Consider the following 19,115-nt stretch of genomic DNA (forward strand, 5'->3'; position numbering starts at 1 on the left):
TTAGGGGACATTTCTATTTCGCTCGCGAGGGGACATTATCACTTCGCTTCAACACCGGAGACCTCGGCGGAGACCTCGGCGACGCGACCCGCACGTGACTGGTCCTGGGGCATCACTTCGCCGCGCGGCCCAACCGCTGATAGCATGTCCGTCGGACAACGTAGGGTGAAGGCGAGCAGGCCGCGCGTCGACCGCCTTACCTTCGGAGAGGAGTCTGCTCATGCCACGTGCCGTGCTGGCGCTCGATCAGGGCACCACCTCGAGCCGCGCGATTGTCTTCGGCCGCGACGGACGGATGCTGAGCGTCGCGCAGCAGGAGTTCCCGCAGATCTTTCCAGGTCCCGCCGAGGTCGAGCACGATCCGGAGGCCATCTGGAGCTCGCAGCTTGCCGTCGCCCGCGAAGCCATTCAGCGCGCGGCGCTCGAGCCTCGAGACATTGCCGCGATCGGCATCACCAACCAGCGCGAGACCACAGTGCTGTGGGAGCGTGACACCGGCCGCCCGATTGGCAACGCCATCGTCTGGCAGAGTCGTGTGACCGCGGGTATCTGCGATCGGCTCAAGGCGGACGGCCTCGAGCCGATGTTCCGTGCCAAGACCGGCCTCGTGGTCGATGCCTATTTCTCCGGCACCAAGATCAAGTATCTGCTCGACAAGCACGAAGGCTTGCGAGCCAGAGCGGCGCGCGGAGAAGTGCTCTTCGGGACCGTCGATGCGTTTCTGCTCTGGCGGCTGAGCGGCGGCAAGCTGCATGTCACGGATGTGACCAACGCGAGCCGCACGCTCCTGTTCAACATCCACAGGCTCGATTGGGATGACGAGCTGTTGCGCGTACTGGACGTGCCGCGGGCAATGCTGCCAGAGGTACGGGCGTCGAGCGAGGTGTACGGCGAGACGGACCCGGAGCTCTTCGGCACTCCTATTCCGTTGGCCAGCGCGGTAGGCGATCAGCAGGGGGCGCTGTTCGGTCAAGCGTGCTTCGAGCCGGGCAGCGCGAAGAACACGTACGGCACCGGTTGTTTCGTCCTCCTCAACACCGCCGGCTCGCCGGTCGCCTCCGAGCATGGTCTGCTGACCACCATTGCGTGGCAAGTCCGCGGCGAGGTCACCTATTGCCTCGAAGGGGCCATCTTCGTCGCGGGCGCCGTTGTTCAGTGGCTGCGCGACGGCCTGAAGATCATCGAGCGATCGGCCGACGTCGAACGGCTGGCCTCACAAGTCAGCGACGCCGACGGCGTCTACTTCGTGCCGGCATTCGTCGGCCTCGGCACGCCGTACTGGGACGCGTACGCGCGCGGGATGATTATCGGCTTGACGCGCAACTCGACGGCTGGTCACATCGCCCGCGCGGCTATCGATTCGATGGCCTACCAGACGCGCGACGTGCTGGAGGTGATGCAGCACGAAGCGGGTCTTCGCGTGAAGAGCCTCAAGGTGGACGGCGGCGCCACCGGGAACGCACCGCTGCTCCAATTTCAGGCCGACCTCCTCGGGGTGCCCGTACGCCGGCCGCTGGTCGCCGAAACGACGGCGCTCGGTGCCGCGTATCTCGCAGGTCTGGCGGTGGGCTACTGGAAAGATCTCGCAGACGTCCGTGGCAATTGGGCGCTCGACCGCGAGTTCTCTCCGTCGCTCGACAGCTATACACGCGAGCATCTCTACACACGGTGGAAGAAGGCGGTCGAGCGCTCGCGGGGCTGGGCGAGTGAGTAGTTGTGACTTGTGAGATTTGGATACGTAGCGCAGGCCTTTAGGCCTGCCAACAGAGCGTCCGCAAGGTGCAGGCAGGCCTGAAGGCCTGCGCTACGACTGTTTTTCGGTCAGCCATTCGCGCAGCTTCGTCCAGCGGCGACGCGTGTGTGTCCCCTTCACGGCAATTGCCAGCGCGCGAGCCTGACCGATGAGCACGACGAGCTTCCGCCCGCGCGTGATCGCGGTATACAACAAGTTTCGCTGCAGCATGACATAGTGCTGCGTCGTCAACGGGATGACGACCGCCGGATACTCCGAGCCTTGTGCCTTGTGAATCGTGGTCGCATAGGCGAGAACGAGCCGATCGAGCTCGCCAAAATCGTAGGCCACCCGGCGCCCGTCGAAGGACACGACTATCTCGCTGGCCGCCTGATCGACAGAGACGACCAGGCCAAGGTCGCCGTTGTACACCTCCTTCTCGTAGTCGTTCTCGACCTGCATGACCTTGTCGCCGACGCCGAAGGTGTAGCCGAACCGCTCGACAGCATCCGGGCCGGGCGGATTGAGCGCGCGCTGCAGCCCGACGTTGAGCGTCCGCGCGCCGAGGGAGCCGCGGTTCATCGGACAGAGCACCTGCACGTCGTGGAATGGATGCAGGCCGTAGCGTGTCGGGATCCGTTCGCAGATGACCTGCAGGAGCTTCCGCATCGCGACGTCGGGGTCGTCGGCTTCGACGAAGTGGAAGTCCGACTCGGTGGAGCGACCGAGGTCGGGCATCTCGCCCTGGTTGATTCGATGGGCATTGACAATGATGCGACTGCTCGCCGCTTGGCGAAAGATGCTCGTGAGACGAACGACAGGGACGCGTGCCGAGCCAATCAGATCGGCGAGGACTTGGCCGGGACCAACCGACGGCAACTGATCGGCATCGCCGACCAGTAGCAGCGCGGCACCGGGGCTGACGGCCCGCACCAGGCTCCACATCAGCGGCACATCGATCATCGAGAGCTCGTCGACAACGACGTGCTGGGCCTCCAGCGGATTCGATTCGTTCCGCCGAAACCGGCCCGTCCGCGGATTGACTTCGAGAAGGCGGTGAAGCGTCCGTGCCTCGAGGCCCGTTGCCTCCGACAGCCGCTTGGCCGCGCGCCCGGTAGGCGCCGCAAGGGCCGGCCGCACGCCCTTGGCGGCAAGCACCGCCACGATGGCCCGCAGCAACGTCGTCTTGCCGACGCCAGGGCCACCGGTGATGACCAGGACCTTCGTGCGAACCGCAGCGGCGAACGCCTCCGCCTGACGCTCCGAGAGGGTGAGGTGCAGCCGTGCCTCGACCCACGCGCGCGCCCGGTCGGTGTCGATCACCGGCCAGGGCGGCGCGCCCTGCGAGAGCTGGCGCAGCCGTTCGGCGAGCTGCCGCTCTGCGGAATGGAGCGCGGCGAGGAAGATGCACGGTTGGCTGTCGACCGTGTCGGCCGCGAGCGCTCCATCGGCCAGCTCGAGATCGAGGGCTTGTCCGACGATCTCCGACGAGACCCCGAGCTGTCGCGCACTCTCGGCCAGCAGCACATCGCGAGGCAGCCCGCAGTGTCCCTCGTCGAGCGCTTGGGCGAGCCGGTAGCCAAGCCCGGCACGCACGCGCATCATCGCCGTCTTTTCGATGCCGAGCCGCTCGGCAATCCGATCAGCGCTCAGGAAGCCCACGCCACGGATGTCACGGGCGAGCCGGTACGGATTCTCCGAGATCGTCTTGACGGCATCGATGCCGTAGGTCTTGAAGATGCGCACGGCACGCGCAGTGCCGACACCGTGCTGGTGCAAGAACAGCATGATGTCGCGAATCGCCCGCTGCTCCCGCCAACCGGCGGCAATACTGGACGCGCGAACTGGGCCCACGCCAGGCACGTCACGCAGGCGATCCGGCTCGCGCTCGATGATGTCGAAGACCTCGGCACCGAATGCCGCCACCAGCTGCTTGGCGTAATGACGGCCAATGCCCTTGATCAATCCCGAGGCCAGATAGCGCTCGACGGCCTCGGCCGAGTCCGGCGGCGCCACACGGAGCCAATCCGCTTTGAACTGCAGGCCATGCGTGCGATCGTTCACCCATCGACCTGTGGCCTGCACCTGCTCGCCAGGAGCGATGCTCGCCGCGCAGCCAATCAGCGCGACGAGGTCGCGCCGTCCCCGAACCTGTACCCGGACAACGCAGAACCCGGTCTCGAGATTGTGGAACGTCACGCGCTCCACCGCACCAGAAAGGAATTCTCGGGAATCGGGATTCGGGATTCGGCCCTTCGACCCTTCGACTGCGCTCACTTGCTTATTCCTGGTTCTTGGTCCCTGGTTCCCGTTTCCCGATTCCTGAATCCTGAACCCCGATCACGCGACCGGTCCGAGCGGACTCGTAGAGTGCTACCAGTGTCGCGACGTTGCCGCGGCTTTCGGAGGGCAAGACGCGCGCCGGCACACTCTCGCGGGCGGCCCGGCGCAAGTCGTCCACCTGGAGCTGGTACAGCGGGCCGCCTTCAATGGGAACCTCGGTCGTCTCGTCACCACGACGTACGACGATGACCTCTGTGGGGCCGGGCTTGAAGGGATGCGGCACGTCGAGCACGCCCTCCGAGCCGACAACCTGCATTTCCGTGCGGAAGGGAGCAGTGAAGCCACAATCGAACTGACCAAGGATGTCGCCTGGAAAGCGCAAGGTCGCCGCCGCCGCGACGTCGACACCCGTAGACCCCGTCACGATCGTGGCGCTCACCTCGAGCGGATCCGCACCCAAGACGTACCGCATCCAGCTCACCGGGTAACAACCAATGTCCCACAGACCGCCGCCTCCGAGCCGCGGATCCAACCGGACGTTGTGATCGCCGGTCAGCAGGAACGTGAAGGCACCGCGCAGGTGCCGCACGCTGCCCACCGCTCCCTCGAGGACCAGCTGCCGTGCGGCCAGGGTCACTGGATGATGGCGGTACATGAATGCCTCCGCCACCACGACGCCGTGGCGGGCGGCCGCCTCGCCCATCGCCTCCACCTCGCCAACCGTGAGCGCCAGCGGCTTCTCGCACAGGACATGCTTCCCTGCCGCGGCGGCGTTGATGGTCCACGCGGCATGCAGCGCGTTCGGCAACGGGATGTAGACGGCGTCGACGTCGGGATCCGCCAAAAGGTCGTCGTAGGCACCGTGCGCACGCGGTATCTGCCAGTCGCGCGCGAACGCCTCGGCCCGCCCTCGGTCGCGGCTGGCAACCGCCACGAGCGCGTGACCTTGGCTGCGGAGCGGCTCCACTAGCCGGCGCACAATGCGCGCCGTGCCAAGAATGCCCCAGCGGAACGGCCTGGAGTCGGCAGAAGACATGCGCCTGTTATACCCTAGTCGCGTGAAGCCGCGCTCTGTGCAGCTCCTGGTGACCTGCCTCATCGACCATTTCTTTCCGCAGACCGGACTTGCCGCCGTCGAGGTGCTCGAACGACACGGCGTGTCGGTGACCTGCCCGGCCGGACAGACATGCTGCGGTCAGCCAGCCTTCAACGCTGGCAGTTGGAATGACGCCCGGGCCATGGCACGACATACGCTCGATGTGTTGTCGAAGGACGAGCGACCCATCGTGGTGCCGTCCGGCTCCTGCGCCGACATGGTGCTCCATCACTACGAGACCTTGCTTGCCGCGGAGCCCGCGTATGCGAAGAAAGCTCATGATGTGGCGTCGCGGACCTACGAGTTCTCGCAGTTCCTCGTCGACGTGCTCGGCATTACCGACACCGGGGCAACCGGGACTGGACGCGTGACCTACCATGCAGCCTGTCATGGTCTGCGCGGCCTCGGCGTCGATCGTCAGCCACGCGCGCTGCTGGAGCATGTGCGCGGCATCGAGCGGTGCCCGCTGCGCGATGCTGACGTCTGCTGCGGGTTTGGCGGCCTGTTCGCCGTGAAGATGGCCGATATCTCTGGCGCGATGCTCGCAGCAAAGCTCGACGCCATCGAGGAGAGCCGTGCCGACACCGTCGTGGTCACCGATGTGAGCTGCGGCATGCACGTGCAGGGTGGCCTCGAGCGGCGCGGCAGCCGGGTGCGCGTGCGCCACCTGGCCGAGGTCCTCGCGAGCCGTTGAGCACCGAACAGTCATGGCAGCCCGATACATGACGAGCCCGCTACCTTTCCATCGACGCGTCGAGCAGGCGCTCGGCAACCAGCAGCTCCGCGGTGCCATTGGGCGTGCGACGGCCCGCAAAGTGGAGGGCCGCTTGGCGGCCCTGGCAGGCCTTGCGGATGCCGATCGACTACGCGACGAGGGGCGCCGCATCCGCGCAAACGCCCTTGGCCGCTTGGACGAGCAGCTCACGCGCTTCGTCGAGCAGGTCGAACGCCATGGCGGGACAGCCGTGTGGGCGCCTGACGCCGACCACGCCGTGCGCTACCTCGTGGACCTCGCGCGCGCACGCGGCGTCAAGTCGATCGTCAAGTCCAAGTCGATGGTGACCGAGGAAATCGAGCTGAACCGCGCGATCGAGGCGGCCGGCCTTCGCGTTGTCGAAACCGATCTCGGAGAGTACGTCATCCAGCTCGATCACGATCATCCATCGCATATCGTCGCTCCAATCATCCACAAGACGCGGCAAGACATCGCCGCCACGTTCAAGCGAGAGGTCGGTGCCACCGACGCCGACGTGGCCGACATCCCGAGCATGACGGCGTTTGCACGCCGGAAGCTGCGCCAGGACTTCCTGACGGCCGGGATGGGCGTGAGCGGTGTGAACTTTGGGATTGCCGAGACCGGAACGCTGTGCATCTGCACCAACGAGGGGAATGGCCGCCTCACCACGACCGTACCGCGGATTCATGTCGCCTTCATGGGCATTGAGCGTATCTTGCCCACGCTGGCCGACCTCGGGATCATGCTGCAGCTGCTGGCGCGCAGCTCGACGGGGCAGAAGCTGACCGCCTACACGAATCTCCTCACGGGACCCCGCCGGCCGGGCTTGGACGCCGAAAGTGATGGACCCGATGAGCTCCACGTCGTCCTCGTGGACAACGGCCGGAGCCACGTGCTCGGAAGCGAGCTCGCCGAGATCCTGTATTGCATTCGCTGCGGCGCATGCTTGAATGCCTGTCCCGTATATCGCCAGATTGGGGGTCACGCGTACGGCAGCGTCTACCCTGGACCGGTTGGCGCCGTGTTCACGCCCGCAATAGGCGGCCTGGCAGACTGGAGCGACCTCCCTCACGCCAGCAGCCTGTGTGGCGCGTGTCGGGAGGTCTGCCCCGTCCGAATCGACATTCCGCGGATGTTGCTCGCCCTGCGCGCGCGCGCCGCAACCGAAGGCCACGGACCTTGGTGGGCACGCGTGGGCCTGCGAGCCTATCGCTTCACCGCCGTTCGACCGACGCTGTTCCGCCTGGCTGGCCGCTTGACCGCGCGAGCAACGAGCTTGGTGGCGCGGGATGGGCGTATCTCGAAGCTCCCTGGACCACTGGCGGGCTGGACCAGGTATCGCGAATTCCCAGCGATGGCCCCTCGCACGTTCCAGGAACAGTGGAAAGGCAGGCGTCAGGAATCAGGTTCAGGAATCAGTAGCGCAGGCCTTTAGGCCTGCCTGCGCCGCAGTTCGGCAGGCCTAAAGGCCTGCGCTACGTATAGCAACTCAAGAGACGTCAGCACATGAAGCCAGAAGATCTCGCTCACATGCGGAGCACGCTTGGCCGAGCCATCGGGCGGGCGCTGCTGCCTGGTGCGTCTCCCGACGGTCCGTCGAGTGCGCGAGTGTCTCAGGGCGCGGAGCGCGCCGCCGAAAGCCCCGAGGAGCTGGTCTCCTCGTTTCGCCGTGAGTTAGAAGCACTCGCCGGTGTCGTGCACGAGGTATCCGGGGTCGAGGCGGCGCGGTGTCGTGTTCGTGAGATTGCTCGCGATCAACGTGCCACGCGCGTGCTCTCGTGGGAAGGGCAGCACTTGCGCGTGGACGGCCTGTTGGGTGACCTGGAAGGCGACGGTCTCCAGGTCATGACCGGACCCGTGCCCTCCGAGACCGAGGCACGAGCCGCCTCGCTGGCGACACTGGAACGAGCGGAGCTTGGTCTGACGGGGGCTGACGCAGGCCTGGCGGACACAGGGTCGATAGTGGTGCGGAGCGGTCCAGGCCGGCTGCGCCTTGCTTCGCTCCTGCCGCCGGTGCACGTTGCGCTCCTGCCACGTTCGGGCCTCTGGCCCTCCTTGACCGCATGGTTGGCGGAGGAGTCGTCGACGGTCCAGGACGTGAGCAACCTCGTCATCATCACCGGCCCGAGCCGCACCGCTGACATCGAAATGACACTCAGCCGCGGTGTTCACGGGCCCGGTGAGCTCCACGTCGTTCTGTACTGAAAGCCCCTGCCGACTCGAGCCAGCGCTGGACCGCGGGCACCGCCTCGTCTGGACGGTCCGTGATGATGCCGTCTGCGCCCCAATCGAGCATCCGTGCGATCTCGCGTGGCTCGTCCACAGTCCAGACATGGACGGTCAGACCGGCGCGATGCGCAGCACGCACGAATCGGGGCGACACGATTCGTAGGCCACCGCCATGCTCCGGCACTTGGAGCGCCCGATACGGAAGGCGCCGAAGCGGCCAACGGACCCACGACTTGTAAAGGGCCAGACGTACCTCTTCCAGACAGGCGCTGGTGATGACCGTGGGCTCGGCTTCCCGCGCCGCTCGCAGCGTGGCGAGCGAATAACCGCCAAAGCAAACCCGCTCGAGAGCGCCAGCGCGCCGAACGACCTCCACCGCCACACGACCGAGTGTCGGGTCGATGCCTTTCAGCTCGATGACGAGCGCCGCGTCGCGCGCCTGTTGCAGCACATCCACGAGCCGCGGCATGCGAATGCCCTTACCGCGCAACGGATAGCCCTTGCTCGGGGCAAACCAATGAGCGGCATCGAGAGCGCGGAGCTCGTCCGCCGTCCGGGCCGAAATCGGCCCACGCCCATTGGTCGTCCGGTCGAGTGTCGCATCGTGGTGAACCATCACGACCCGATCCCGGGAGAGACGACAATCGAGCTCCACCCCTTGCGCGCCGAGCGCCAGGCCGTTGGCAAACGCCTCGCATGTGTTCTCGGGCATCAAGGCCGCACCGCCACGGTGGGCAAACACCGTAGGGCGAGCGCGATCAAGGATCAGGTGCAAGGTTCGACGTAGGGGTTCAACGTTCGAGGTTCGAGGCTCGAGCTCAACTCAACACTCACCACTCAACACTCGAGACTCAAGGTGATACTATCGCGGTATGGCCCGTCCAAAGACGCTTGGTGCACTAAAACGCGACGTGGCGGCGGGGCGCATCCCGCACCGCCCGGTGCGCGCGGAGATTCGACAAAACCTCATTGCCCGCCTGAAGCAGGCGGGACCGCTCTTCCCAGGCATCATCGGCTACGACGAGACGGTCATCCCCCAGCTGGTGAACGCACTCCTCTCACAGCACGACTTCGTCTTGCTCGGCCTGCGCGGCCAGGCCAAGAGCCGGCTGCTGCGCGCCCTCGTGACGCTGCTCGATGAAGCAATGCCCGTCGTCCCCGGGTCGGAGATCCACGATGACCCGCTTGCGCCGTTGAGCGCCTTCGCGAAGCGCCGCGTGCAGGAAGAAGGCGACGCCATGCCCATCGAATGGGTCCCCCGGGAGGCACGTTACGTCGAGAAGCTGGCCACGCCGGATGTGACGGTGGCCGACATCATCGGCGACATCGATCCGATCAAGGCGGCCCGTGCCGGCTTGCAGCTCTCCGACGAGCTGACGATGCACTACGGCCTGCTGCCGCGGGCGAACCGGAGCATCTTCGCCATCAACGAGCTGCCCGACCTCGCCGGGCGCGTCCAGGTGAGCCTCTTCAACATCTTGCAAGAGGGCGACGTGCAGATCAAAGGCTATCCGGTGCGACTGCCGCTCGACGTGCTCATGGTCTTCAGCGCCAATCCAGAGGACTACACCGCCCGCGGGAAGATCATCACGCCGCTCAAGGACCGGATCGGCTCGGAGATTCGCACGCATTACCCGCGCACGCGAGACGCCGCCATGGCGATTACGCAGCAAGAGGCATGGGTGGAGCGAGACGGCCACGGAGGGCTGCGTGTCGACGTTCCTCCCTACGTACGCGAGGTCGTCGAGGAAATTGCGTTCCAGGCGCGCGTGGATTCAAGGGTGGACAAGCGCTCTGGCGTGAGCCAGCGCCTGCCCATCACCTGTATCGAGAACGTGGTGTCCAACGCAGAGCGACGGACGCTTCTCTCGGGTGAGTCCGTCGTCGTTCCCCGTGTGGCGGATGTCTACGCGGCCTTGCCTGCGCTCACCGGGAAGCTCGAGCTCGAGTACGAGGGCGAGCTGCGGGGCGCCGATACGGTCGGCCGTGATCTCGTCCGCAGCGCCGTGCGCGTCGTCTTCGACGGCTATGACGATGGCGCCGACCTCAAGCCGATCATCGAGTGGTTCGATATGGGCGGGACGATGCAGCTCAGTGACACGCTGTCTGCGGCCGAGCTGCTCGAGGAAGCCGGGAAGCTGCAGGGGCTCGTCGAGCTCGGCGATCAGATCGACCGAGACACCGGTGGCGACAGTGGGCGCCGCGCCGCGGCCGTCGATTTCATTCTCGAGGGTCTGCACGCGCAGAAGCGCGTCAGCCGATCCGACGCGTGGCAGTACGAGGCGGCGGAGCCGCCGCGCCGCCGCATCCGTACGACACAGCCAACCATCGAGGACGAGGAGCTTCCGTCACCGGGGCGCAAGAAGCTGTACAACTGATCGCCCCTCGATCATCTGCGGGTCATGCGCTACAAATTTCATCGTTGGGTGGGCGACGATCTCGAAGGGCTCGACCTCGAGGAGCTCCTGTCGAAGCTGTCCGACCTCCTGATGGGGAGCGGCTTCGACAACCCGTACGGCGATCCGGGCGACACGTCTTTTTCACGGCAGTCGCTCCACGACGCCATTCTGGACGCCCTGCTGTCAGGCGGTCTTCTGTCGGAGGAAACGCTGGAACGGCTCCTCGGGGACCCGGCCGATGCCGATGCCCGATCGCAGATCGAGCAGCTCATCGAGCGCCTCATCGAGCAGCTGACCAAGGAGGGGTATCTGGTCCCGCATCCCGGACCGGCGCCCTCGGACGCGTCGCCAGACCGGGCGGGCGATGGCGGTGGCGGGGATGGACGGCCCGTGGAGTTCGAGGTCACCGACAAGGGCCTGGATTTCCTGGGCTACAGGGCGCTCCGCGATCTTCTTGGCTCACGTGGCCGCAGTGCCGTCGGCCGGCACGATACCCGCGAGCTGGCGACCGGCACCGAGGCCGAAGGCGCTCCCAAGGCCTACGAGTTCGGCGAGACGCTCAACCTCGACGCCAGCGCGACCATCCTCAACGCCGTTCGACGCGGAGGCTTGCCCATCAGTCACCAGCCGACGAGCGGCAACGCTGCCATCGACGTGCGAGAAGAGGACCTCATGGTTGCCCAGGGTGAGTATCAGAGCTCCTGCGCCACCGTTCTGCTGCTCGACTGCAGCCATAGCATGATCCTCTACGGCGAAGACCGCTTCACGCCGGCCAAGCGTGTCGCGCTCGCGCTGTCGAACCTCATTCGCCACCAATACCCGGGCGACGACCTGCGCGTGGTGTTGTTCCACGATGCGGCCGAAGAGATCCCGCTCTCACGGCTCGCGCGTGTGCGCGTCGGTCCGTACTACACGAACACACGTGAAGGCCTGCGGCTGGCGCGCCGCATCCTCGAGCGCCAGCAAAAGGACATGCGGCAAATCGTGATGATCACCGACGGCAAGCCGTCCGCAATCACCCATCCGGATGGCCGCATCTATCGCAATGCTTTCGGTCTCGATCCCCTGATCGTCACCGAGACCTTTGCGGAGGTCTCGGCATGCCGCCGTTCGGGCATCATGATCAACACCTTCATGCTGGCGCGCGACTACGATCTGGTCGCCTTCGTCCGGCGTGTCGCCGAGATATGCCGCGGCAAGGCGTACTTCACGACACCGTTCACCTTGGGCCAGTACGTCCTCATGGACTACCTGACGAAGAAGACGAGGACGGTTCACTGAGGTCTTTCTAGAGCTAGGCTTGCACCGAGTCCGCTACCTCCATGCGCAACCGGTCGTGAATGATGCGAACGACCTGCGCCCCATGAAAGCGGCCGTTCTCGATGAAGATCTTGCCGCTGTTCCGACCGGTGATCACGGCGCCTGCCAGAAACACACCGGGCACGTTCGTCTCGAACGTTTCGGCATCGAAGACCGGCACTGACGTTTCCGGATCGAACTCGACACCCGCCGCGGCGAACAGGGTCGTGTCCGAGCGATACCCCGTCAGCAATAGCACGACATCGGCGGGTAACACGTGGGGTCCAGATCCATCTTCGATCAGCACCTCCTTTGGTCGAATCTCGATCAGGCGGGCCCCTAGCCGTGCCTTGATAGCGCCATCCTTGATGCGGTTCTCGAGATCCGGGCGCACCCAGTATTTCAGCGAGTCGGAGAAGCTCTGCCCGCGATGGACCAGGGTGACATCCGCGCCAGAGCGATAGAGATCGAGGGCAGCATCGGCAGCCGAGTTGGCGCCACCCACGATGGCGACCCGCTTCTTGAAGTACGGATGTGCCTCGGTGTAGTAGTGCGAGACGTGCGGCAGCTCCTCGCCGGGCACACCCATCATGTTGGGAAGATCGAAGGCGCCCGTCGCAATCACGACGAAGCGGCCGGCGTACTCATGAATCCTACCTTCGGGCGTCTCCGTACGTACCGCGAAGGGGACGTCGCCGTCGTTGCCAGCGCGCACGACGGCCGTCACCCGCTCGTTGTACTGGATCGCGAGATCGTAAGTTTCGACGGCGCGCCGATAGTAACGGAGTGCCTCGACGCGCGTCGGTTTCTCGTAGGGCGTCACGAACGGCAGGCCGCCAATCTCCATCAGCTCTGGCGTCGTGAAGTAGATCATATTGACGGGGAAGTGCAGCAGCGTGTTGACCAGAACGTCCTTCTCGAGGACCAGCGCCGAGAGCCCGCGCTGCTTGGCAGCAATAGCGGTCGCGAGCCCGGCGGGCCCAGCACCTACAACGACGATGTCGTACAGTTGCATAGAGTCAGGTAAAAGGTTTTCGTCAGCTCAAACGATTCGGGCGTCGCCAGAGGTACCTGTGGCGCCCACCATATTGGTAATTGTACATTGTGCATTGACCGGAGGGCCGTTCTGGGCAGATATCCGCAACGCATCGTCTGTCTCACGGAGGAAACAACCGAGACGCTCTACAGGCTCGGCCAAGGCCACCGTGTCGTTGGTGTGTCTGGCTACACGGTGCGCCCGCCAGAGGCGCGTCAGAAGCCAAAGGTCTCGGCATTCATCAATGCGCGATTCGAGAAGATCGAAGCGCTGCGCCCAGATCTGATTCTGGCTTTTTCCGACCTACAGGCCGACATTGCTGCAGAGCTCGCCCGTCGTGGCTACACAATCGTCGTCTTCAATCAGCGGACGACCGACGAGATTCTGCAGATGATTCGGATGCTCGGGGCCCTGGTCGGCTGCGCCGCACAGGCCGAGGCGCTGGCTGACGAGCTCGAGCAGGGGCTCGAGGCGGTTGCGCGCTCCGCGGCGCGATTTCCCTCCCGACCGCGCGTATTCTTCGAGGAATGGGACGACCCCATCATCTCCGGCATCACGTGGGTGGAACAGCTCATCGAGATTGCCGGCGGGGAGCCAACGTTTCCAGAGCTGCGCGCATGCCGTCTCGGACGTGAGCGCATCGTGTCAGCAGATGACGTCCTCTCTCGCACGCCAGAGGTCATCCTCGCGTCCTGGTGTGGCAAGGCGGTCAAGCACGCACGCATCGCCGCGCGACCTGGATGGGCCGAGCTGCCGGCCGTACGCGGCGGCCACATCTACGAAATCAAGTCCACGTACATCCTCCAGCCGGGACCGGCATCGCTCACCGAAGGCGTCCGCCAGATCCACGCGCTGCTCGCCCGCGCTGTGGGCGTGCCCGTCGATCCGGCTCTCGCACCGGAGGAGACAAGGGGACAGGCCCCTTTCTCTACTTCGATCGGATGAGTTGTAAGAACTCCGCGCGGGTGCGCGCATCGCCGCGGAAGGTGCCGAGCATGGCGCTGGTCGTCGCATAGCAATTCTGTTTTTCGACACCGCGCATGGCCATGCAGAGATGCAATCCCTCCATGACAACGCCAACACCGAGCGGGTTGATCTTCTCGCGAATCGTCTCGGCGATTTGGTTCGTCAGACGCTCCTGCACTTGGAGTCGCCGGCTGAAGATATCGACCAACCGAGGGATCTTGCTAATGCCGATGACCTTGTCCCGTGGGATGTAAGCGACGTGACACTTTCCGAAGAACGGGAGGAGATGGTGCTCGCAGAGGCTGTAGAAATCGATCTCTTTGACGATCACCATCTCGCTATAATCAACCGTGAACAGGGCGCCATTGAGGATTTCATCGACGTTAGCACGGTAACCGCTGGTGAGGAACTGCAGCGCCCGCTCGACGCGCTCGGGCGTACGGCGAAGACCTTCGCGGTTGGGATCCTCGCCCAGCGCCGGTAGTAATTGAACGATCAGGTCTTGCATGAAGATATTGTACCTCACGGTTTTCGTTGCCTGCGGAGTTCCCTCTACAGTCGCTGCGGCGCTCCTGCCAGCTTCGAGAGCCGTGACCGCCCTGGCTCAGACATCGTTAACGCCAGATCCTGATGCGCTCTATGCCGAGCGAGAAGACCCTGACAAGGCGCGTTCGGCGGTCGAGATCTGGCAGGCACGCGCTGCTGCTGATCCGACTGATTTCGAGTCCACCTGGAAGGTCGCACGAGCGATGTACTGGATCGGTAGCCACGGCCCCAAGGAGGCCAGACGGGCGGATCTCGAGGTCGGGATGAAGGCCGCACGCGAAGCCATCGCGCTGAACGAGAACCGCCCGGAGGGACACTTCTGGCTCGCGGCCACGATGGGCAAGCTCGCGGAGGACTCCAGGATGGCCGGTCTCCGGTACCGCGGCGCAATCAAGGAGGAGTTGGAAACGGTATTGCGCCTCGATCCCGCCTTCCAGCAGGGCTCCGCGGATCGCGCGCTCGGCCGCTGGTACTATCGCGTGCCTGGCCTGTTCGGTGGCAGCAAGGAGAAGTCCGAGCAGCACCTCCGGCAGTCATTGAAGTACAACCCGAACAGCACGGCAACTCTCTTCTTCCTGGCCGAGACCCTCATCGCGCTGGACCGGAAAGAGGAGGCGCGCACGACGCTCGAAAAGCTGCTCGCCGCGCCGGCAGATTCGGAGTGGGGCCCGGAAGACCGCGAGTTCAAGGCGGCGGGCTCGAAGCTGCGGGGGGATCTGGAGTGACAGGGTGAGGGGGTGACAAGGTGAGGGGGTGAGGGGGTGACAAGGTGACAAGGTGACCGCGGGGCCTGAAGGCCCCGCGCTACAGACGCTCAAACGACCCCGTCACCTTGTCACCTTGTCACCTTGTCACCTTGTCACCCTTGATCACTTGCCCTTTACTTCTCGTAGCTGTAAAATCCCCGCCCCGCCTTGCGCCCGACGTGCCCGGCAAGAACCATACGCTTCAGGAGAGGCGGCGGAGCGTAGGCCGGCTCGCGAAATTCCTCGTACATGATGTTCGCAATGTAGTACGTCGTGTCGATCCCGACGAAGTCCAGGAGCGTAAACGGTCCCATCGGATGACCGCAACCGAGCTTCATCCCGTTATCGATGTCTTCGATGCTGCCCAAACCGTTCTCGTAGGCCCGAACCGCATCGAGGAGGTACGGCACGAGCAACCGGTTGACAATGAAGCCGGGTCGATCGGGCGCCACTATCGGCTCCTTGCCCAGTGCACGTGCAAGCGCCATCAGCCGCGAGTGCGTCTCGTCGCTCGTCGTCAGTGCGCGAATGACCTCGACGAGCTTCATCAGCGGCACCGGATTGAAGAAATGCAGGCCGCCAAACCGGTCTGGCCGTGTGGTGCTCGCCGCAAGCTCGGTGATACAAAGCGACGACGTGTTCGAAGCCATGACCGTGTCCGGCTTCACCACGGCCTCGAGCTGACGATAGGCTGCTCGCTTCGCGTCGAGGTTCTCGATGATGGCTTCGATGACGAGATCGCACTGCTTCAAGTCCTCATAGCGAGTGGTCCCGGTGATCTGCGCGAGGGTGGCAGCCTTCACATCTTCCGTCACCTTGCCTCGTGATACGCCATCACTCAAGAACCGCTCGATGCGACCAAGGCCCTTGCGCAACAGCGCCTGGTCGACCTCGAGCACAATCGTCCGGTAGCCGCTCTGCGCGGCTACCTGCGCGATGCCAGAGCCCATGAGGCCACAGCCCAACACACCTACGACGTTGACTTCCCGCATTGGCGGTTCTTTCTGCATCAGAAACTGAACTTCGCGAGAAATCGGAGCTCCCGTTCCCCCTGCAAGCCTGCCGCCTGCAGGAACTGCGGATCGGGCCGAACATCGTCGCGATTGGCGGATGCAAGCGCGTCGGCGTCGAAGCCGTTGAAGAACTGCTCATCGGATACGTTGAACCGATCCCGATACGGGCGCTGGTAGATCCTCGTGACGTTCTCTTCGTCGAAGAGATTGAAGATCTGCACTCCGACACTGAGTCGGCGCCCGCCGCCGAGCTGAAACGCGTGTTGGACGCTCAGATCGGTGCGGCTGAGTGCCTCAGTACGCCCATCGCTGTTCCGTCCCTGGTACCAGACCGGGATGCCATTCTGACTGATCTGGCGCGTGGTCGGCGTGCCGGAGGCCATCAACTGGTTGCCGCCGACTGTCGTGCCCCAGGGGAAGTCGTATGACGCCTGCAGGTTGAGGATGTGCGGGCGATCCGTCGCGAGGACGCCGTACAGCGGGTCAAGGCTACCGGACGTATCGAAGAGGCCGTACAGACCATCGAAGTAGCGCTCGACGTTTGGATCCGTCCGCCCCGTGCCATTGTCCGACTCATCGGAGCTAGCAAGCCCGGAGTAGTTCCCGTAGAGACGGCTGAACGTATAGACCGCGTTGAGCTGCCAGTTGTCGGCGAGCCGCTTGCGGAGCGCGAGCTCCAGGCCATCGTACTCACGCTTGGCATGCGGCATCTGTGGAAAGTCGCGTCCGAGCGGAAACAGGCCGAAGTCCTCGGAGCCCTTGCCTGGGTTCGTGATGAAGTAAATCTCGCCAACGCCGGGTAGCTGTGTGCCGACGTCCTCGATGGTCCGGTCGAGCTGCTTGTGGACATAGCGGACCCCGACGGACATCGTGGCGTTGAGCTCGTGGTCGAGGCCGACGGTGAGCTCTTGCGTCCGCACCGGCTTCATGTCTGGATCGACACCGCCCACGCCCAAGGCCACGGCTTCGGGTCCGTTGGACGGGTAGCGATAGTCGATCTCCTCGATGAAGGTGCCGGGGCAAGACGATGATCCGATGGCGCTTGGCGGATAGTCGCACTGGATCGAAGGCCAGTCGAACGTATCCAAGGTGATCATGTAGTCGACCCATTTGTCGCCGCCGAACGCACCGCGCGCCAGATCCAGCTTCATCAGATCGTAGTAGACGCCCCAGAAGCCATACAGCTTTGAGCGTGCGCTGCCCGTCAGGTCGTAGGCAAACCCGACGCGCGGTGCGAACTTGTCTGCAAACGAGAACTCGAGGTCCGGGGCATCGTCGCGATACGAAGGAATGAGCTCTCGCTCGGTCCGCACGCCGAGGTTCAACGTCAGCCGATTATTGATGGTCCAGGCGTCTTGCACGAAGAAACCGAGGTTGTGGCCTGTCACGTCTCCCAGCGTCTTGAACTCACGAACGATATAGTAGCCGTACTCCCCCCGCACAGCGCGTCCATCGAGCGTCTGCCAGCTATCGTCCCAAGAGAGACGAATATCTGGCAGAACGTTGCCGCTGTCGACGTCGTTGCCGAACCGCTCGTACTGGACGCCTGTCTTGAGCGTGTGATCACCGAGCCCGTTCAAGTAGGACGTCAGGTCGCCGCTGACTTGGACGCGCCGCCAGTCGTCCTTGAGATTGCGCGCGTTCGCTATCGAGCTGTCGTATCCATTGACGTGCTTTAAATTGCCGGGAACCTCCGGAAACCCGAAGTTGCTCTCGAGGACGCGGTAGCGGATGCCGTCGAAGAACTCGCCCTCATCCTTGCTTCCGTAATCGTAGATGCCCGTGGCGACGTTGACGTACAGCCGATTGGTGGGAGCCCAGTCGATCACTGCCGACACCGTCCGGTCGAATGAATCCGAGCGCACCGAATCCGGAAAGGACACGGGGTTGTCGAAGCTCGTCCCGTCCGGCTCGATGGACGGAAACGCGTATCCACCCCGGAACTCGTCGTTCATCACAGACACCTTCAACCGGAGCGCATCGGTCAGACGGGTCGTCACGTTCCCGAGGAGGCGATGCCCACGCTCATCGTCTACGAACTCTTGCGTCGCGTCGTTCTCGAGAAACGTGACCGTGCGGCTCTCGCGCCGAAAGTTCGGTGCGTATCCGGCAAAGAACCACATCCGGTCCCTGAGGATCGGCCCGCCCAAGGCGAACGTCGGCTCGGTCTGGCGGTCGCCGTCGCGAGGCTTCGTCACGTGCTCCGCAATCGTCGTATCGACTGGGTTGAGCCGCAGCTCCGGCCGGATATCTCCCGAGAGCTCGTTGTCCTCGTGATAGAGACCGATGTCGCCGTGCCACGCGTTGCTTCCGGAGCGCGTGATCGCGTTGATGACACCCCCTGTGGAGGCGCGATACTCCGCGTTGTAGCCACTCGTCTTGACCTGTACCTCCTCGACGAACTCCATTCGGAGGCCTTTGTTGTCGATGCCACTGCCGATGTCGGTGGTGTCGAGGCCATCGATGACGAAGCGGTTCTCAGACCCGCTCGCACCATCCACCTGGAACCCGCCCGACTTCGGCTCATCCTCGGCGCCTCTCGCCATACCGATGGCATCGGTGTAGTTGCGGTTGATCGGCACGCGCGTCAGGAGCTCACGCGTGATCGACGCCGTCACGGCGGTTTGCTTCACGTCGATGAGCGGCGCCTCGGGCCGTCACCTCGATGGTCTCGGCCAGGCCTTCCACCTGCAGCGTGAGGTTCACGCTCAGCACCTGCCCCAGCTCCAAACGGACGTTGCCAATGCTGTGCGACTGAAACCCCTGAAGTGCGGCAGCGATCTCGTAGCTGCCCGGCGGCAGTGCTGGGAATCGGTACGCACCGGCCGCATCTGTGACTACGGTCTCTCGCCCTACCAACGCCGGGCTCTCGGCTTCCACCGTGACGCCGGGAAGCATCCCGCCTTGTGCGTCCCGAACGACGCCTTCGATCCTGCCGCTTTGTTCCTGCGCAAGGACGGGGCCAACCGACAGCCCGAGAAGTACGGCGACGCTGCAGAGCCAGCTACGCATAACCTATCCTCCTGGGTAAAGC

16 protein-coding genes are annotated in these 19,115 nt (G+C 64.4%); 8 read left to right on the forward strand and 8 right to left on the reverse strand.

Annotation, left to right across the window (positions count from 1 at the left end; translation table 11 throughout):
• Positions 1-220: 220 nt before the first annotated feature.
• Positions 221-1,714, forward strand: coding sequence for a glycerol kinase GlpK (gene glpK, locus GEV06_08370; protein ID MPZ17910.1), 1,494 nt, complete (start codon positions 221-223; stop codon positions 1,712-1,714).
• Between the two features lie 90 nt (positions 1,715-1,804).
• Here glpK and GEV06_08375 read toward each other — a convergent pair whose 3' ends face one another.
• Positions 1,805-3,979 (reverse strand): ATP-dependent RecD-like DNA helicase, encoded by a 2,175-nt coding sequence (locus GEV06_08375; GenBank protein ID MPZ17911.1) that lies wholly within the window; start codon positions 3,977-3,979, stop codon positions 1,805-1,807.
• A gap of 34 nt (positions 3,980-4,013) precedes the next feature.
• Positions 4,014-5,114 (reverse strand): gfo/Idh/MocA family oxidoreductase, encoded by a 1,101-nt coding sequence (locus tag GEV06_08380; GenBank protein MPZ17912.1) that lies wholly within the window; start codon positions 5,112-5,114, stop codon positions 4,014-4,016.
• On the opposite strand from GEV06_08380, the gene GEV06_08385 reads away from it, so the two are divergent.
• From GEV06_08385 to GEV06_08395, 3 genes are all read left to right on the forward strand, one after another.
• The gene (locus tag GEV06_08385) at positions 5,050-5,805 is read left to right on the forward strand and encodes a hypothetical protein (protein MPZ17913.1); all 756 of its coding nucleotides are present in this window, start codon (positions 5,050-5,052) and stop codon (positions 5,803-5,805) included. The two genes, GEV06_08380 and GEV06_08385, sit on opposite strands and share 65 nt — an antisense overlap.
• Positions 5,806-5,833: 28 nt before the next feature.
• Positions 5,834-7,282, forward strand: a complete 1,449-nt coding sequence (locus GEV06_08390; protein ID MPZ17914.1) for an iron-sulfur cluster-binding protein — start codon at positions 5,834-5,836, stop codon at positions 7,280-7,282.
• Positions 7,283-7,353: 71 nt separating this feature from the next.
• Entirely contained in the window at positions 7,354-8,052 is a 699-nt protein-coding gene (locus GEV06_08395) for a lactate utilization protein (GenBank protein MPZ17915.1), read from the forward strand.
• Here the strand turns inward: GEV06_08395 and GEV06_08400 are convergent.
• Positions 8,003-8,788: a glycerophosphodiester phosphodiesterase gene (locus GEV06_08400; protein ID MPZ17916.1), complete on the reverse strand. Its 786-nt coding sequence runs from the start codon at positions 8,786-8,788 to the stop codon at positions 8,003-8,005. The two genes, GEV06_08395 and GEV06_08400, sit on opposite strands and share 50 nt — an antisense overlap.
• Positions 8,789-8,948: 160 nt before the next feature.
• Between GEV06_08400 and GEV06_08405 the strand changes: the two genes are divergently transcribed.
• Both GEV06_08405 and GEV06_08410 read left to right on the forward strand, forming a co-directional pair.
• Positions 8,949-10,454, forward strand: coding sequence for a magnesium chelatase (locus GEV06_08405; protein ID MPZ17917.1), 1,506 nt, complete (start codon positions 8,949-8,951; stop codon positions 10,452-10,454).
• 24 nt (positions 10,455-10,478) lie between these two features.
• Entirely contained in the window at positions 10,479-11,756 is a 1,278-nt protein-coding gene (locus tag GEV06_08410; protein ID MPZ17918.1) for a VWA domain-containing protein, read from the forward strand.
• A 13-nt stretch (positions 11,757-11,769) separates the two neighbouring features.
• Here GEV06_08410 and ypdA read toward each other — a convergent pair whose 3' ends face one another.
• Complete coding sequence (gene ypdA / locus GEV06_08415; GenBank protein MPZ17919.1) at positions 11,770-12,789, reverse strand: YpdA family putative bacillithiol disulfide reductase; 1,020 nt, start codon at positions 12,787-12,789, stop codon at positions 11,770-11,772.
• A gap of 87 nt (positions 12,790-12,876) precedes the next feature.
• Here ypdA and GEV06_08420 point away from each other — a divergent pair, with 87 nt between their 5' ends.
• Positions 12,877-13,755, forward strand: coding sequence for an ABC transporter substrate-binding protein (locus GEV06_08420; GenBank protein ID MPZ17920.1), 879 nt, complete (start codon positions 12,877-12,879; stop codon positions 13,753-13,755).
• Here GEV06_08420 and folE read toward each other — a convergent pair.
• Complete coding sequence (folE, locus tag GEV06_08425; protein ID MPZ17921.1) at positions 13,739-14,302, reverse strand: GTP cyclohydrolase I FolE; 564 nt, start codon at positions 14,300-14,302, stop codon at positions 13,739-13,741. The two genes, GEV06_08420 and folE, sit on opposite strands and share 17 nt — an antisense overlap.
• Between folE and GEV06_08430 the strand changes: the two genes are divergently transcribed.
• Positions 14,283-15,047 (forward strand): tetratricopeptide repeat protein, encoded by a 765-nt coding sequence (locus GEV06_08430; protein ID MPZ17922.1) that lies wholly within the window; start codon positions 14,283-14,285, stop codon positions 15,045-15,047. The two genes, folE and GEV06_08430, sit on opposite strands and share 20 nt — an antisense overlap.
• 155 nt (positions 15,048-15,202) lie before the next feature.
• Here the strand turns inward: GEV06_08430 and GEV06_08435 are convergent, their stop codons facing one another.
• The 3 genes from GEV06_08435 to GEV06_08445 are packed head-to-tail and all read right to left on the reverse strand — an operon-like array spanning position 15,203 to position 19,093.
• On the reverse strand, positions 15,203-16,060 hold the full coding sequence (locus tag GEV06_08435; protein MPZ17923.1) for a 3-hydroxybutyryl-CoA dehydrogenase: 858 nt from the start codon (positions 16,058-16,060) through the stop codon (positions 15,203-15,205).
• Between the two features lie 17 nt (positions 16,061-16,077).
• Entirely contained in the window at positions 16,078-18,699 is a 2,622-nt protein-coding gene (locus tag GEV06_08440) for a hypothetical protein (protein ID MPZ17924.1), read from the reverse strand.
• A complete protein-coding gene (locus tag GEV06_08445; GenBank protein ID MPZ17925.1) occupies positions 18,677-19,093 on the reverse strand; it encodes a hypothetical protein in 417 nt (138 codons plus the stop codon). The genes GEV06_08440 and GEV06_08445 overlap by 23 nt, the downstream gene beginning before the upstream one ends.
• Positions 19,094-19,115 lie beyond the last annotated feature (22 nt).

This window comes from Luteitalea sp. (assembly GCA_009377605.1).
In the GTDB taxonomy this organism is placed as follows: Bacteria; Acidobacteriota; Vicinamibacteria; order Vicinamibacterales; family Vicinamibacteraceae; genus WHTT01.